Annotated in this window: 16 protein-coding genes; 4 read left to right on the top strand and 12 right to left on the bottom strand. The window is 65.1% G+C overall.

Going from position 1 to position 14,763, the window contains the following annotated elements:
- Window positions 1-9: 9 nt before the first annotated feature.
- On the bottom strand, window positions 10-1,650 hold the full coding sequence (locus ACVWWW_RS06835; RefSeq protein ID WP_081672022.1) for a DUF3300 domain-containing protein: 1,641 nt from the start codon (window positions 1,648-1,650) through the stop codon (window positions 10-12).
- A gap of 154 nt (window positions 1,651-1,804) precedes the next feature.
- Window positions 1,805-2,215, bottom strand: a complete 411-nt coding sequence (locus tag ACVWWW_RS06830; RefSeq protein WP_027082753.1) for a DUF2541 family protein — start codon at window positions 2,213-2,215, stop codon at window positions 1,805-1,807.
- A 307-nt stretch (window positions 2,216-2,522) separates the two neighbouring features.
- Between ACVWWW_RS06830 and ACVWWW_RS06825 the strand changes: the two genes are divergently transcribed.
- Window positions 2,523-2,798 (top strand): DUF4242 domain-containing protein, encoded by a 276-nt coding sequence (locus tag ACVWWW_RS06825; protein ID WP_027082752.1) that lies wholly within the window; start codon window positions 2,523-2,525, stop codon window positions 2,796-2,798.
- 90 nt (window positions 2,799-2,888) lie between these two features.
- On the opposite strand, the gene ACVWWW_RS06820 is transcribed toward ACVWWW_RS06825, so the two are convergent.
- Entirely contained in the window at window positions 2,889-4,679 is a 1,791-nt protein-coding gene (locus ACVWWW_RS06820; protein WP_027082751.1) for a CPBP family intramembrane glutamic endopeptidase, read from the bottom strand.
- A 186-nt stretch (window positions 4,680-4,865) separates the two neighbouring features.
- Between ACVWWW_RS06820 and ACVWWW_RS06815 the strand changes: the two genes are divergently transcribed.
- Complete coding sequence (locus tag ACVWWW_RS06815) at window positions 4,866-5,885, top strand: hypothetical protein (RefSeq protein ID WP_027082750.1); 1,020 nt, start codon at window positions 4,866-4,868, stop codon at window positions 5,883-5,885.
- Between the two features lie 39 nt (window positions 5,886-5,924).
- On the opposite strand, the gene ACVWWW_RS06810 is transcribed toward ACVWWW_RS06815, so the two are convergent.
- From ACVWWW_RS06810 to ACVWWW_RS06800, 3 genes are all read right to left on the bottom strand, one after another.
- Complete coding sequence (locus ACVWWW_RS06810) at window positions 5,925-7,226, bottom strand: MFS transporter (RefSeq protein ID WP_036141846.1); 1,302 nt, start codon at window positions 7,224-7,226, stop codon at window positions 5,925-5,927.
- Window positions 7,227-7,311: 85 nt separating this feature from the next.
- Window positions 7,312-8,520: a peptidoglycan-binding domain-containing protein gene (locus tag ACVWWW_RS06805; protein WP_027082749.1), complete on the bottom strand. Its 1,209-nt coding sequence runs from the start codon at window positions 8,518-8,520 to the stop codon at window positions 7,312-7,314.
- Between the two features lie 29 nt (window positions 8,521-8,549).
- Complete coding sequence (locus tag ACVWWW_RS06800) at window positions 8,550-9,008, bottom strand: hypothetical protein (RefSeq protein ID WP_027082748.1); 459 nt, start codon at window positions 9,006-9,008, stop codon at window positions 8,550-8,552.
- Between ACVWWW_RS06800 and ACVWWW_RS06795 the strand changes: the two genes are divergently transcribed.
- On the top strand, window positions 9,007-9,378 hold the full coding sequence (locus tag ACVWWW_RS06795) for a hypothetical protein (protein ID WP_155914260.1): 372 nt from the start codon (window positions 9,007-9,009) through the stop codon (window positions 9,376-9,378). The genes ACVWWW_RS06800 and ACVWWW_RS06795 overlap by 2 nt on opposite strands.
- Here ACVWWW_RS06795 and ACVWWW_RS06790 read toward each other — a convergent pair.
- Window positions 9,354-9,938 carry a hypothetical protein gene (locus tag ACVWWW_RS06790; protein ID WP_155914258.1) on the bottom strand — a complete coding sequence of 195 codons (585 nt, stop codon included), beginning with the start codon at window positions 9,936-9,938 and terminating at the stop codon, window positions 9,354-9,356. The two genes, ACVWWW_RS06795 and ACVWWW_RS06790, sit on opposite strands and share 25 nt — an antisense overlap.
- 376 nt (window positions 9,939-10,314) lie before the next feature.
- Here ACVWWW_RS06790 and ACVWWW_RS06785 point away from each other — a divergent pair, with 376 nt between their 5' ends.
- Window positions 10,315-11,040 (top strand): GAF domain-containing protein, encoded by a 726-nt coding sequence (locus tag ACVWWW_RS06785; RefSeq protein ID WP_051235023.1) that lies wholly within the window; start codon window positions 10,315-10,317, stop codon window positions 11,038-11,040.
- A 127-nt stretch (window positions 11,041-11,167) separates the two neighbouring features.
- Here the strand turns inward: ACVWWW_RS06785 and ACVWWW_RS06780 are convergent, their stop codons facing one another.
- The 5 genes from ACVWWW_RS06780 to ACVWWW_RS06760 form a co-directional block, all read right to left on the bottom strand.
- On the bottom strand, window positions 11,168-11,512 hold the full coding sequence (locus ACVWWW_RS06780) for a hypothetical protein (RefSeq protein WP_155914256.1): 345 nt from the start codon (window positions 11,510-11,512) through the stop codon (window positions 11,168-11,170).
- A 182-nt stretch (window positions 11,513-11,694) separates the two neighbouring features.
- Entirely contained in the window at window positions 11,695-12,306 is a 612-nt protein-coding gene (locus ACVWWW_RS06775; RefSeq protein WP_155914254.1) for a hypothetical protein, read from the bottom strand.
- 82 nt (window positions 12,307-12,388) lie between these two features.
- On the bottom strand, window positions 12,389-12,901 hold the full coding sequence (locus tag ACVWWW_RS06770) for a hypothetical protein (RefSeq protein ID WP_155914252.1): 513 nt from the start codon (window positions 12,899-12,901) through the stop codon (window positions 12,389-12,391).
- Window positions 12,902-13,020: 119 nt separating this feature from the next.
- Window positions 13,021-13,644: a hypothetical protein gene (locus ACVWWW_RS06765; protein WP_027082744.1), complete on the bottom strand. Its 624-nt coding sequence runs from the start codon at window positions 13,642-13,644 to the stop codon at window positions 13,021-13,023.
- Between the two features lie 433 nt (window positions 13,645-14,077).
- The gene (locus ACVWWW_RS06760) at window positions 14,078-14,446 is read right to left on the bottom strand and encodes a hypothetical protein (RefSeq protein WP_027082743.1); all 369 of its coding nucleotides are present in this window, start codon (window positions 14,444-14,446) and stop codon (window positions 14,078-14,080) included.
- Window positions 14,447-14,763 lie beyond the last annotated feature (317 nt).

Genomic DNA, 14,763 nt, shown 5'->3' with positions numbered 1-14,763 from the left:
TCCTCCTGATCAACGACGACCGCCGGCCTGGCGTTCTCCGCCGGACTGACGTTGCGGTGCCTGCCGCTGTGAAGATTGACGTTGCGACGACTGTCGCTGCGCTTGCTGTCCCGACGATCGCGACGACGAGGAACGTCGTGCCGACGCATCGCTGGCCTGCCCACGCTGCGCCGACGCACGCGACTGCTGCGGGCTGCTTGCACCGGCGAAGGCGTTGTTTCTGGGCGACTGCCGCGTCTGCTGCTGACGCGCCGCCGACCGTGCCTGCGTATTGCTCTGCGACTGCTTGTGCCGCGCCGGCGCTTGCGCCCTGTTCTGCGCGCTGTCGCGCGTCTGCGGGCGTTGCGCACTCGACTGTGCACGATTACGTGCCTGGTCACGATTCGCGCTCTGCGCGAGATCGGCCTGCGCACGGTCTCGCGTCTGCGCCTGCGCACGATCGCGGGCCTGGTCGCGGCTGGCCGCCTGTGCGCGATCGTTCGTCGCGGCCTGCGCACGGTTACGCGCTTCCTGGTTGGTTCGCGCCGGCGAATCGACGCCACGCTTTTCCATCGACGCCCGCGCCTGCTCGCGCGACTGCGTGCGTTGCGCGTCTTCGCCGCGATACTCCGAACGGCGATCCGCACCCTCCAACCGTTGATTGTTGTTCTGCCGGTCGTACTGGTCGCGATACGGCACGCCGTCCCGATTGGCCGCGTTGTGGTTCCAGTTGTTCTGGTTCGCGTTGATCTGGCGATTGCTGTTGATGTTGTTGTAGCGGTCGACGTCGATATCGATGTCGTCGTCGTTCCAGTTCATGCCGCCCCAGAGCGAATCCGTCACCGCCAGCCCGACACCGAACATCAGGCCCGTGGCAAGCGCACCACCCATCGGGTAGTAGTTCGGCTGCGGCGGGTAATACGGCGGCGGATAGTCGGGGTAGCCCCACTCTCCGTAGGCGGTGTTCGGGTCGTAACTCGGCACGTACACCGTCTGCGGGTCTGACGATTCGATGACGATGTTGTCGCTCATCACCGGCGCCGGCGCCGTCTCGTAGCCACCCGCGGCCTGCTCGACCGGCGCAGCGGATGCGACCGGCGCGGCCTGCGCGCTCGCAGCAACCGGTTGCGAACTCACCTTCTGATATTTGTTCGAATCCAGCGTGCCGTTCGCCTTCGCCTTGTGGCGCAACTGCTGGATCGCGTCCATCACGTCATCGGGTTGCGCGAGAAATGCGTCGCCGAGGCGCTGCACCCACGGTCCCTGGGCTCCCATCGCCGCGAGCACCTGCGGGAACGCCGCGAGCGATTGCACGCTCGGGTCCCACGGTTGGCTTGCGACCTGCTTCACCGCATCGTCGCCCTTCGCATCCGGATGCGCTTTCGACCACGCCGCCGCATCGGCGACGTCCCCCGGATACGTGGCCGCCATCAACACCTGCGCCACCAACGAATCGGGATACAGCGCAATCGGCGCGACCATCTGCATCAACTCGGGCGCGGTGAAGATGACTTCCTTCGGCCGCGCGGTCGGCGTGGATGCAGGCGCCGCCGCCGAAGGCGCAGCAGCGGTCGCAGTTGGAGGCGTCGCCGCAGCCGGCGCCTTGTCGCGCGAACAGCTCGTGGTCAGCAGCAACGCCGCGGACACCACGCAAACGAGGGGAATGCGCATGACACCTCCCGCTGAGCAAGCAATCGAAAGGCCGGCCGACGGCCAACCCCGTTTCCTTAATCGCTACAGCTCGCGGTTGGCGGTTCGTGTCGAATCGACTATCCGCGGTGGGCGCCAGGCGTCGAAGCGCTGGCGCCCGCTTCGTGCGTGCTGCTCAGTCGTAACCCCACACCTTCAGTGTGGCGGTCGGTGCATTGCCGACGATCTTGTAGTGCACTGTTACGGACTTCAGCCGACCCTTGCGACCCGGTGCGTCTTTCGCTGCGGTCTGTCCGCCGGCCTTCAAGGTGCCGACGTTCGTCATCGTGTCATCGGGGCGATTGTCCCAATGCAACATCAGCGAGGTGATCTGCACATCGGCGCCTTCCGCCGACAACTTCACCTGCTTGACGTCCTTCTTCCAACGCCCGGCCTCGCTCTTGATTTCGACGCTCGCGTCCGTCTCGTTGACCGCGTGTTGGCCGAGCACGAACCAGTCGTCCGCCTGCGCACTGCTCGCGCTGCCGATAAACAACACGGTGGCGACTGCGAAGGACGACATCAGCGCTTGCGTGTTCGTCTTCATTGACTTTCCTCTCCAGCATTCCTGGCGATTCCAGGAGCGATGCCCGGCGACTGATGCGGTTCGCGTTGCGGGCAGCGGCGAGATCGGACGTCGAAGCGTCCGCACCGCAAGCGAGCAGGCTAGACCTCGATTTGTAATTGCAAGGTCAGTGCGAGGTGCGTTGCAGCTAACGAAGAAATCACGATCGACGCAAGCGAACACGAGCTTGATGTCGTGCACGTGCGGATGTGTTCGCTGCCACGCTCGAGTCCGCAAACACGCGCGGCGAACCACGCGTCTATCATCGGATTCCCTTGGGAGAACCGCCATGCCGCAGTATCTGATCGAACGTGAGATTCCCGGCGCAGGCAACATGTCGGGCGAGCAGCTTCGCGATGCATCGAAGCACTCCAACGGTGTGCTGGCCGAGCTCGGTCCGGACATCGAATGGGTCAACAGCTACGTCGCCGGCGACAAGATCTATTGCGTGTACAACGCGCCGAGCGAAGACCTGATTCGCTCGCATGCGGACAAGTCGGGGTTTCCCGCGAACCGGATCACCCCGGTGTCGGCGGTGATCAGTCCGGCTACTGCGAGGTCCTAGGCGCCGGTCCGCTCGACCGTGTAAAGCCGAGCCCCGCTGCACGGAGCCGGCTTGAATCGGGTGACGTCGAACATCAGCGGAGACCGCCGATCACGTCGGGAATGTCGACGTGATCAGCAACGCCGCGAGCGCGTTGTTCAGTGCATGCAATGCGATGGACGGCCCGATCGATCCGGTGCGCTTTACCAGCCAGCCCGAAGCGAGCCCGAGCACGAAGTAGAAGAGGAAGCGCGGCGGGTCGCCATGGCCGAGCGCGAATGCAGCGGCCTGGACCGTGTTCGCCCAGCCGAAGCTGATGTGTCGCGACAAACCGCCGAGCAGCATGCCGCGGAACACGAACTCCTCGACGATCGGCGCGAGCACGGCCATCACCAGCAGCGTCAGCGGAAGTCCGTACGCCTGCATTCCGCCTGCGGCCAGCGCCTCGACCGCACGCGTCTGCGCGGTCGGCGCGCCGCCGCCCATCGCCGCATGCCACGCGCCGATCGCCGCGCCCGTTCCGAATGCAAGCGCCCACGCGGCCGGTACGCGCCACCGCGCCGCGCGCCACGCAGCGCGATCGCCGAACAACTGCACCCGCGGAATGCCGCGCGCCAAGGGCAGCAGGCAGAGCAGCGATGCGAGCATCCCGACGAACACCGTGCGGAACATCGCCCGTTCGGCATCGGGCCCCACCGCGCTCAGGTCGAGAAAGCCCTTCGGCGCAACAACAAGCGCAGCCAGCAGCGGCACGATGAGGAACAGTGCCGCCGCGATCCACGCGCGTCGCAGCCCCGACGGGAACACGGCGACGCCGGCGCGCCCGTTCAAACGACGCATGAGCCCGCGGTAGTGCGCAGGCACCAGCACCAGCCCGGGCAGCAGCGCGATCAACGCGACGAATAGCGCGACCCCGAACACGCCCGGCCACATGGACGGCCTCAGCAGCGACGACGGCATCGCATGGGCGAGCGTCGCGAACCGCTGCATCGCCGTGCGGATGTTCTTGACGTCAGCGAAGTGCACCGCAGCTGCCGCGGTGCGTGCGTCACCGAGTGCGATCGCGGTATCGAAACGCGCCTGTTGCACGCTGGCGTAATCGCCCTCGGCCTTGTCGAGCTCGCGCTTGGCGGCGCGTGCATCGCCGGCGCGCAGGTATGCGCGCGCTGCGATGTCGGGCGAGACCGCGTCATCCGGCGCGTGGTACCGACCGAGTTCGCGAAGCGCGGCGCGGTGATCCGGAAGGGCGAGCGCCGCCGTGATGCGCCGCTCAGCAGACCAGGACCCCTTGGCCGGCGGCGCCGACGTCAGCAGGCGCTCCGCTTCGGCATAGCGCTTGTGCTCGACGAGGTAGTCGATCGCGGGCGCGACGTGCTCCTCGTCACCGAGCTGCACAGCCTGCAGGGCGAGTTCGCCCGCGCGCTTCGTGTCGTGCTGACTTGCGTAAGCCGATGACAGCTTCGCGTACAGATCGCGGCGCAATGCCGGCGGCCACGTCGCGGCCTGCTTCGACAGTGCTTCGCCACGCTCGACGGCCTCTTTGCCCCACAGGCGCTGCATCGCGAACAGCTGCACCGCCGGCGCGTTGCTCCAGCGCGTTTCGACGTCCGACTGGCATTGGTCGAAGTCGTCGACTGCGGACTCGATCCATGTCCCACTTTCGTCGTCGGTGAACTGATCGATGAAGCGACAGCGATCGAGCGCGAGATCGACGTCGGTCGGCGCCGCCGCGGATGCGCGATCGAACGTCGCAAGCACCGCTCGATATTCGGAAAGCTTCTTCGCCTCGACCTGCTGCACGCCGGCTTCGGGCGTCGGCGGCGCGTCTACTGCGGCCCACGCCGTGTTGGTTGCAATCAGCAGCACGGCCGCGACCAGGCGCAGCCCATAGCACCACTTCATTCGTGTATCCCCTGGCGCCGGGGCACTGCGCGGCGTGGCCCATTGTGCCGGAGGGCGCGCGGGACAGCGCTGCCCTGCGCGCCATGTCACGGTCTAGGCGCGTTCGCCGAAAAACCTGATTGACGCCGCTCCGAGCGGCCGCCCAGACTCGCCGCCGGGGATAACGGTTCAAACAGGGGAACACACATGGCTGCTCGCACCGCCGCGCTGGTCACAGCGCTTCTCGTCGCCGTGTCGGCTGCACCGGCCGCGGCCGCCGATCGCGAAGTCGAGACCTTGTACAGGAAGACGCTCGACATGCACGGCTGCAGCGAACAATTCGCGACGGACGACGTCGTCGAACGTTGCCGGCAGGTCATCGCCGCGTACCGCGCGGCCGAAGCGGCGAGCGACGCGACGCCGGACGATCACGCGTTCCTCGCCGCGAAACGCCTGCAGTACCAAGCGACGCTGGTCGGCGTGCTACGCACCGAAGCGGATGATCGCGACGCGGCGCGCAAGGAACTCGATGCCGCGTTGCAGGAACTGGACGTGATCGCACCCGACAAGAAAAGCGCCTTCGTGCGCGTGCAGACGCTTGACCTGCAACGCCAGGCCGCGCTGCTGGAACTCGATGGTGGCAGCTCCGAACGCGCGGACGCGGCGATCAGGAACTACCGCGAGTACGCGCAGGGTTTCCTGTCGGTGGTCGATCAGTTTCGCGACAACAAGAAAGCGATGAACCAGCAGCGCGTGAATGCGGTCGACGCCACCAACTTCGAGATGGAACTGGGCGATCACTACGCCAAGATGCTCGAAGACCGCGACGCCACCAACAAGGACGAGACGCGTCGCAAAGCCGTCGAGGCCTACGAAACAGCGCGCCAGTGGGCAATCGCCCGCGCCAATAACGACTGGAACGGATTTGCGCAGAAAACGCCGGCCGCGATGTATAGCGATGCGTCGCTCGCGCTCGCACAGCTGGCGCACGGCGTGAACGACACCACTGCGTTGGCGACCTACGTCAGCGAGGCCAAGGCCGTCGCGTGTACCGAGATCGACGCAAGTAACGGCTACGACGACAGTGAGCTCAAAAACCGCTGCCTTCGCACCATGCTGATGGAAGGCTGGGTGACCGGCGTCAACCAAGCCCTGATGCGGAAGATTTCCGCCGACAACGAAGCCCGGCTGCAGGCGGTCATCGACACGCTTCGCAAGAAGGACTGACGCGGAGTCTGCCGGCGCGATCGATTGTCGCGCCACGCCTCACGTCACCCGCTCGCCTTCCGCGACGCGAGCGGGTGTCACGTCGTCGGCCACGTCGCGAATGCTGAGCCGCCAACGCCCGGCCTCGCGACGCAGCCGCAGGTCGCGATGCTTCATTAGGTATGCGAGCGCGATCCCGGCGGCCGCGATTCCCGACAGCGCACCGACGCCCATCGCCCAGCGCGCGCCGAACCGGTCCGCGACCCAGCCCACCAGCGGCGCTCCGATCGGCGTGCCGCCCATGACGACGGCGATGCGCAGCGCCAGCACGCGCCCGCGCATGCCGCGTTCGGTGGTGAGCTGCATCATCGAATTGCTGGCCGTCATGAACGTCAGCGCCGCGAGCCCCACGACCACCAGCATCAGCGCGAACAGCCATGGGCCCGGCATGACGGCGGCGAACAACGCGGCGATGCCGAACACGGCCGCGGAGCCACCCATCAGCCGCATGCCCGGCACCGGCCGTCGCGCCGACAGCAACGCACCTCCCATCGTCCCCACCGCCATTGCGGACGTGAGCAGGCCGTACTGGCTGGCGTCGCCATGGAACACGGTGACCGACATCGTCGACACGAAGATCGCGAAGTTGAAACCGAACGTGCCGATCAGCGCGAGCATGCCCAGCACCGCCATCAGGTCGGGTCGCTGCCGGACATAACGGAAGCCCTCGAGCATGCCGCCGCGCGCGCGGTCGGATCGGGCCTCCCCATACAACTCGTGCACGCGCAGGCAGAACAGCGAGATCAGGACGGCCGCGTACGACGCCGCGTTGATCACGAACAACCAGCCCTCGCCCACCGCCGCGATCAGTAGACCCGCCACCGCCGGCCCGACCATGCGCGCGCCGTTGAACGACGTCGAGTTGAGCGCGACGGCGTTGGCGACGTATTCGTCGCTGACCAGGTCCGACACGAACGTCTGCCGCGCCGGCGCGTCGAATGCGGTGACGCAGCCGAGCAGCAGCGCGAAGCCGTACACATGCCAGAGCTGCACGACGTCGGTGAGCGTGACCACGCCCAGCCCGAGTGCGAGCAGCCCGGAGAGCGCCTGCGTCCACATCAGCACCTTGCGGCGATCCACGTTGTCGGCCGCCCAACCGGTCAGCGGCAGCAGGAGCAGCGGCGGCCCGAACTGCAGCGCCATCACCCAGCCCACCGCCGTCGCGCTGTGATGCGTCAGCACGGTGAGCACCAGCCAGTCCTGCCCCACCCGCTGCATCCACGTACCGACGTTGGACACCAGCGCGCCCGCGGCCCAGACGCGGTAGTTGTAGATCCGGAGGGAGGAAAACGTGCCGCTCATCGAGCGGCGCAGGTTAACGGGGTGCGCTTGTCGGCGACGTCAATGCGTCTGCACGACGTCGCACACTGCCCAGGCTTTGAAGCGGCTACAGCACTGGACTGCGCATCGGCGCATGCTGCTGGGCGAGATGCTCAGCGACGAGCGTCCGGGATTCGATGGCCCGCGCCGCCTGCCGGCTGCTCGCATCGAGCGGCTGATTGACCGCGCGCGCGACCTCGATAGCCGTCGAGATGCGATTCGTCGCGGGGTCGTCGACACCTCGCATGTATTGGACCGCCTGCACGTGCACGCGATCGCGCCCGATTTCGACGCGATCGACATGCGTCAACCCCGAACGTGCCGCTTCCGCGGCGGTGACACCTGCCAGCGCGATCGTATGCGCGCCACCCGGAATACCCATGCGGCGATCGAGTTCTTGCACCGCGCTGAGCGACTGGCGATACAGATCATGCGCGGGGTGCGTGCTGCTCGCCATGGTGCGGTCTTCCGCTGCGAGTCGTGCTTGTGTGTGCGCGTCCAGATGGCCAGTCGCCGGCAAGCCGTGGTCGCGTTGAAACTGCTGCAGGGCGTGGTGCGAATGCGCTCCAAGCACACCGTCGACCTGCAGCGGCCGACCGTTGGCACCGGTATAGCCCAGATGGTTCAGTGCGCGCTGGGTTGTCTTCCAATCGTGCGCCTTATCGTGCACCGGCTCGAGCTTCGGCTGTGCGTCGGCCACCGGAGCATGCGGGCGTCCTGCATCACGACGCTGCGCCGGAACCGTGCCGATCGCAATGGCGCCGCTGTCGATATCGCTGAAGTAGCGCTTGAAGTCTTCGAGCCGCGCCGTATTGAAATCGACATGCGTGTGCGTTCCATACGCATGGGGCTTCCCGCCGCCGTATCCGCCCTGAAAGCCGAGCGGCTGCCCATAGGCGACTGTCTGGCCCTCATGCAGGCCCGACCCGGCCAGCTCCATGTGCCGCACCTGTGCAATCAGCTCGCCGCCCTTGTGATCGTAGATGCAGACAAGCCCGTTGCGCGCATCGACGGTTCCGACGTACCCGGCCGCCGGCGACGGCACGCGAACGTGTGTCGATCCCTGCTCGTCCGTCAGGATGAAGTCTTTCGACACCATGAGTTGGCCGGACGAGGTGCGCGCTTTCAGCACTTCCTCACGGTGTCCATCCACGTCGGCATAGTGCCGACCGGGTTGATGTCCGTGATGGCTCGGGTGATGGATCTCGAGGTCGCCGTAGCCGTGCACGCGTTCGATGCCGTGCTCCGCGCTCTCTAGAATGCTGTAGCGGCTCATATGCCCTCCTTGGCTTGGTGCTATGCGAATCAATCGGCGGACGCGAATTTCCAGCAGTCGCCGGCATAACTGAAGTGGTAGGTGCGCTGCGCGCCCAGCGTCTTAACGACCTCGTCGTTTTCGTCGCGCTCGACAGGCTGCGTCTTGACCTCGAAGGTGTCGCCGGAGCGCGTCTCGTCGATGTCGAGCGATGTGTTCTCGTCGGACTTCAGCACCCAGCTGTAATCGCGCAGTGCAACGTCAAAGGTAGAAACCGGCGCGCCGGGCAGCGCCAGCGCAGCGCGCCGCTCAGGCTCGCGAACGAACGCTTCGAAAAACTGCTCGTAACCGTCGCGGGTGCACGCGCTGGCCGGCAGGCCAGGTCTAGCCGGGATGGGCGCTTGTGCGGGAGTCACGACCTTCGGCGGCACCACTGCCTGTGGGCTGCTCGTCGGCGACGTACAGCCGGCGGCAAGGATGAGCGGAAGTACGAGTGTGTAGCGGGCCATGCGGGTGCTCCTTGTTGCTGCATGGCAGTGGAACATTCCCTGTTCCATGCAGTTGCTTGACTGGAATGGACCTTACCGTTCGACGCCCGCACGCTCAAGACTTGGCATCAACGGCGCAGCTGACGTCGGCGAAACGACCGCGCACTTGCCTTTCAGCGATCTTGGTTCCCTCGATGCAGATGTGTGGAATGGGTCGCGCGACCCGCCACAGGCATCGCCCGGCGCTAACACGCGCGACGCTCTGGGAGCCAGAGAGGTCATGCATGCCAATGCGACGTTGCCAGCGACCGCTTTGACGAAGAACGACGCCGCTTCAACCCGCCTGCGCGAAGGCACGCGCGATCATCATCGCGCACCGTCCGCCCGCTGACCAGCCAGGCACGCCTTCACCCAAGGCTGTTCTTCCAGTGTCGTCAGCTGCGTGCCGGGTTCAGCACTGCGCCGGTAGCGCGCATTGCACTCGCTGCCAGACGATTCGGCGAGCTTGCCGTCGCACAGTTGCAGCGGCTTGTCGATCGACTGCCAGCCCGAAGCGCACTCGGTCTGCGTCTCACTGCCAGGACGCCCGCACACCTTCGTGCGTCGTGCGGTCGTGGCCGACAGCGCCTTGGCCTGCAACTGGCCCTCGTAGTAGTCCGCCGTCGCGACATACGACCACGTCCCGCAGATGCGATCGCCATGCTGGACGAGCACGTAGCGGCTGCAGTCGTCGGGGGAGCCGCCTTCGTCGCAATCTTCCCAGACGCCAGCAAATGAGCCGCCGTCTTCCAGGGGCTTCGACGCGGAAGGAGTAGCTGGCACTGCGGGTCTATCCGCGGTCGCGATGCTGGTCGGCGCAGATGCCGAGGTTTGTGTAGCGACGGGTGCATGGGCGTTCGGTGCCGAGCATGCCGCAAGTCCGATGAGCACCGTCAAGCCGAGCAATCGCATGGAACATCCTTGTTCTGTGTAGACAGAGCGCTTTGTGCCGTAGCCGTCCAAGGGATGCAAGCTTTTGCCGAACGTTTGGTTCGGGAGCGTAAATGTCGCCGGCGCGGTGAGGGGCTCGCGGACGGTATGCATAAACTGCGCGATGTCCAATGCGGCTCGCGGATGCGTTCGACGCCTTGGACGTGTAGCGAGGCATCAGCGACACCGCGCGTACAGCGGTCTACCTCAGTCGCAACGACTGCCGTGATATCCATCGTCGACGCGCCCGGGGCTGGGAGACGCGGACAGCTAGGTCCGCCACGGGGCCCCGCCGCCGCCAAGGCGGGCGTACACAGCGACGGCGTATCGTGGGGGGGCCCGTCCTGGACCGTCCCCCATGCCTACCGCCACCAGCACCGAGCACGACGTCGCGGCGATCCAGCGGATCGAGTCCATTCCCCGCATCCTGAGGACGGTCGCCGAGATCACCGGCATGCGCTTCGCTGCGGTGGCGCGCGTCACCGATACGCGCTGGACTGCCTGCGCGGTGCTCGACGAACTCGGCTTCGGGCTCAAGCCCGGTGGCGACCTCGACCTCACGACCACGATCTGCAATGAGATCCGCGACCACCAGCAGCCCGTGTTGTTCGGGCACGCCAGTGAACATCCCGTTTACTCGCACCACCACACGACCAAGCTCTATGGGCTCGAGAGCTATGCGTCGGTGCCGATCTTCCGCGGCAGCGGCGAGTTCTTCGGCACGCTGTGCGCAATCGACAGCCGCCCCGCCGATCTCGAATCGCCCGGCCTGTTGAAGACGCTCGAATTATTCGCCCAACTCATCGGCATGCAGCTGGAACTGATCGACGACCTCGACAGCGCGCACTCGCGGCTGCACGACTCGGAGTTCCGCGAACAGTTGCTCGCCACCAGCGAGCGCGAGATCCGCGACCTGCTGCAGCCCGTGGTGACGAACCTCTACCTGTTGCAGTCATCGCCGACGTTGGGCGCCGAGGACCGCATGCTGCTGGCCGACATGGACGCCAGCTGCAAGGAAGTCGCACGACTGCTGCGCGAGAAGCTGGACCGCGCGCTGGACGACACAGTGCCGAGCGCGCATTGATCGACGCTTCCGAACGCGGGCGCAAACGGGTCGTCGTGGTCATTGAGCGCCACCGAACGTCGTGCCACGTTCTCCGCAACAGATATGGAAAAGGCCGCCCGGAGGCGGCCTTTGTTCGATGACCAGATTATTTTTTCGTGCGACGGTTTTCGTCCGACGCGATCCACGCCTTGCACTTGTCGAACTGTTCGATGGCGCCCTGCAGCGGAATGTCCTCGACGACTGGCTCGATCTTGTTCGTCGCCAGGACCCTGCGCATCACGCGCAGGTTGCCGCCGTTGGCGCGGATCTGCGCAATGAGCCCGTCGACCGTTTTTTGCGGTGTCTCCAGAACTCCGCCATCCAGCGCCGGGTTGGAATCCACCTGCAACTTGAGGTCGAGCGGCATCACGTCCATGCCCTCGACAGACATCAGCGCCAGGCGGCGTTCCAGGTAGAACATCGGATAGAGACCAGGCTTCAGCGGGAACACGCTGCAGTTGCGTATGTGCCGCGAGTCGTCATGACTCGGGTCCGAGGTCCACTTGACGCTCACGGGCGCGGCCGCAGCGCTCGCGTCGGGCGGGGCAGGTTCGTCAGGCGTGGTCTGCGCAAGCGCGATGCAAGGGAGTGCGGTGAGCGCGACAACGACGGAGTACAGAGCAGTAGGTAAGGTCATGGCTGGGCTCGAAGTGGAAAGCGGGTTGCCGGTGATCTAGGTGCGAGGTTTATACGAACGAGTGGGAGAACGCATCGATCAGAAACCAGTGCCTTCGGTCTTGCCGCAGGATAGGCGCAGGAATTCCATGCGTAGCCGACTCGCTTTGCGAGTGCCGCATTCGGTAGCGTGAAGCGCTGATACATCGATTCCCCGCGCATCGCGGAATCCGTCGGAAAACGCGTGGTCACCTCCACGTTGCGTCCAGCGACGACGACACTCGCTATCACGCTCCAGCTGAGGCTTTCGGGCTCTCCGGGATATGTTCCATCCGGAGTCGTTACCGTGTGTTTGAACTTCGTTTCACAACGGTAGGGCGACTCGAATTCCGTCGCTGGAGATGACGGTATAGCGAACGTGCGCTGGACTTCCACGTCGCCGGAATAATCGATGTACCCGACCTGGTCATAATCGGAGCCGTCAAAGCGCTGCAAGTACTCCATCTGACCGAGTTCGCCAAGCTGAGCGAGGAACTTCTTGGCGTTTTCAGGCGCCTGCTCCTGCGCGCCCGCCGGGCCAGTGAGGGCACGCGCGGCGAGCGTAATGAACGTTCCCACGAGTCGATTCATGCGGCGCGTCCCATTGACAGATCGTACGCGCGCGCGTCGCGCCACTTCGTGGAACAACTAAGATCGAGTGCCGCCTCAATCGCTAAATGCCGGTGCCTTCGGTCTTGTCGCAGGACAGCCGCAGGAACTCCATGGCGTAGCCGACGCGCTTGGCAAGTGCCTCGTTGGGTAGCGTGAAACGCTGGTACAGAGATCGACCTGCAAGCTCGCCCGAGAAGTGCGTGGCGAGCTCCACTTGGCGGCCAGCGACAACGACGCTCGACACTCCTTGCCAGATGATGTCCTGAGGTGTCCCGGGATACGTCCGATCCTCGGTGGTTTTGGTGTACTTGAACTGCGTATGGCACGGGTTCGGGGCGTCGAAATCCGTCGCCGAAGATGGCAGCTTGGCGTAAGTGCGCGCGACTTCCACGTCTCCCGAATAGTCCATGTGCCGACCTACGTCGTAATCCGAGTTGTCGTAGCGCTGTGCATACTCCATCTGGCCCAAGCCGCCAATCTGCGCGAGAAATTTCTGCGCATTTTCCGGCGTCTGCTCTGCGCGGCGACTGAACCAGCAATGGCGCAAGCCACGACAGTTATACCAATCTGCCAAATTCGGTTCATTGAAGTCCGTTCCCCCGTAAAAGGTGTGGATGTTGAACGCGCCATCGTTTTCACTGGCACGCTGCGGAACAACCGCCTCGCGCGGACCTCGATGTGCGACCGTTAGAGTTACTGCTTGGATCCTGTTGCTGGCCGGTTATTTGCGCCGCCGCACGATTCGACGGTGTCGACGCAGGTGGCGATCGGCGCGCAGTACCAGTACGGCGTCGTCTTGGTCCCGAGCACCTTGCCGTTATTCATTGCGACTTCCTTGTGGTCGTCGCTGCGGCAGTTCAGATTGATCGATGCCGCGCCTTTCACTCCGCAGGCATTCGCGACCTTTGACTTGGCGGTGGCTTGCGCGGCTTCCAACGTGGGGAACGACGGCGTAAGCGGGCTGACCCGGCGCGGCACTTGCTTGCATTCGGGTTTTGGTCGCTCGGGTGTAGAGGCGTGCGGCGCTGCCATGCCCGCGGCCTCGCGCATTTCCGCGAGTCGCCGCAGCTCGGCCTCGCGAGCCGGCGACATGTTCATCGTCTTCATCAGATCCTTGACCTCCGCGTTGCGCCTCTGCCGTGCAGCTTCTGCCGCACGCGCGTCGGCCGCAGCCTGGGCGGCACGCTGTTCATTGCGCTGCTTCTGCATCTGCTCGTATCGCTTGCGAAGGACGGGGTCGGTGCAGAACTCGGGCGAGTCCACCGAGCACTGGTAGCCGACGTAAACCTCATCGGCCGCGGCAGTCGCGCAGAACATCGCGGCGCAGAACCCTGCGAGCGTCCGACGACCGCAAGTCGTCGGACGGGGTACAAGAGTCTGGACATGGTGTCTCCGGAGCAAGCAGATAGGCGCGACGCGAGATTCCCCGGCGATATCGGCGTCGCCGGCAAACACTGAATGGGCACACGACCAGTTTGTGACCGAGCCGGCGGCGTCCAGGTGTCCCCACACCCGACGTCAACGCAGCTGACAGCAATAGGCTGCCAAGGTCTTGACTGTCCAGAAGCCTATCTAACGTCCGCTATTGGCCGAAAGCAGACAGTGGGGCGTTGCTCCCCGTCTGGAGTTAGGAAGAGCCTTGCAATGCATGACGGCTCAGGGGTAATCCGCCGGCACCGAGTCGTCTGCCGCCGCAACTCGGCCGGAGAAGATCCCCGGCAGCACATGCCACGCGAACAGCCATACCGAGCTAGCGCCGATCGCAATCCCTAGCAACGGTCCCCAGACGGCGACGGGGATAGCCAAGGGCCAGTAGCGTCTCAACGGCGAAGGCGGTGAGCGGCAAGCTGATGACAAGCGCCGCCACTTGCGGGGACCGCCGGCTCAACACCAGCGTTGTCGTCGGGCCACCTGCAGATGCTGCGCCCCGTTGGAGCGCGAAATAGCAACGCGCACCGCCCGGTACGCTGTTCAAGTACCGCATCCAGCCCAAGGCGGACTGAGGATCGAACTTGATTGCCGCCGGAAAGAAATGCCGAGTCAGGTTTTCGAAGATGCCGAGCAGTAAAACGCACACGAACAAGCCGCACGGAATTGCAACCAGATGGGTCAGCTTCATTTTTTCTACCGACGGCTCCTCCAGCCGGCTCAGATTCTATCGCGGACGCTCCTGACGGGCGGGTCGCCGCGTGCTTTGGAACGCTACCGACACTCGCTACGCGCGCGTGGGGTTGGAATTTCCGATCCAAACTGCGACTCGCGCTTAGGCTTGTGGCTGAGCTTGTTGCGGTGCGTGTCGCACGCTCAAACCGAGCCTAACAATTCGTCCAAACCGACGCCCCTTTGCGGCGCCGCTCAACCCAGGTGCCACGGGCCACATCATCGTTCGGCGTCCTGTGAGACAGGTAGACCGGACCGACGTCCTCTCGTCTGAGT

The sequence above is a fragment of the Lysobacter sp. HA18 genome (assembly GCF_054057595.1).
Note: the sequence above shows the minus strand (reverse complement) of the source record. Positions and strands in the feature narration are given on the sequence as shown.

Coding starts and splice junctions, on each gene's coding strand:
- ACVWWW_RS06835 (WP_081672022.1), bottom strand. CDS start 1,650: ATGCGCATTCCCCTCGTTTGCGTGGTGTCCGCGGCGTTGCTGCTGACC.
- ACVWWW_RS06830 (WP_027082753.1), bottom strand. CDS start 2,215: ATGAAGACGAACACGCAAGCGCTGATGTCGTCCTTCGCAGTCGCCACC.
- ACVWWW_RS06825 (WP_027082752.1), top strand. CDS start 2,523: ATGCCGCAGTATCTGATCGAACGTGAGATTCCCGGCGCAGGCAACATG.
- ACVWWW_RS06820 (WP_027082751.1), bottom strand. CDS start 4,679: ATGAAGTGGTGCTATGGGCTGCGCCTGGTCGCGGCCGTGCTGCTGATT.
- ACVWWW_RS06815 (WP_027082750.1), top strand. CDS start 4,866: ATGGCTGCTCGCACCGCCGCGCTGGTCACAGCGCTTCTCGTCGCCGTG.
- ACVWWW_RS06810 (WP_036141846.1), bottom strand. CDS start 7,226: ATGAGCGGCACGTTTTCCTCCCTCCGGATCTACAACTACCGCGTCTGG.
- ACVWWW_RS06805 (WP_027082749.1), bottom strand. CDS start 8,520: ATGAGCCGCTACAGCATTCTAGAGAGCGCGGAGCACGGCATCGAACGC.
- ACVWWW_RS06795 (WP_155914260.1), top strand. CDS start 9,007: ATGCGGGTGCTCCTTGTTGCTGCATGGCAGTGGAACATTCCCTGTTCC.
- ACVWWW_RS06800 (WP_027082748.1), bottom strand. CDS start 9,008: ATGGCCCGCTACACACTCGTACTTCCGCTCATCCTTGCCGCCGGCTGT.
- ACVWWW_RS06790 (WP_155914258.1), bottom strand. CDS start 9,938: ATGCGATTGCTCGGCTTGACGGTGCTCATCGGACTTGCGGCATGCTCG.
- ACVWWW_RS06785 (WP_051235023.1), top strand. CDS start 10,315: ATGCCTACCGCCACCAGCACCGAGCACGACGTCGCGGCGATCCAGCGG.
- ACVWWW_RS06775 (WP_155914254.1), bottom strand. CDS start 12,306: ATGAATCGACTCGTGGGAACGTTCATTACGCTCGCCGCGCGTGCCCTC.
- ACVWWW_RS06765 (WP_027082744.1), bottom strand. CDS start 13,644: ATGTTCTGCGCGACTGCCGCGGCCGATGAGGTTTACGTCGGCTACCAG.
- ACVWWW_RS06760 (WP_027082743.1), bottom strand. CDS start 14,446: ATGAAGCTGACCCATCTGGTTGCAATTCCGTGCGGCTTGTTCGTGTGC.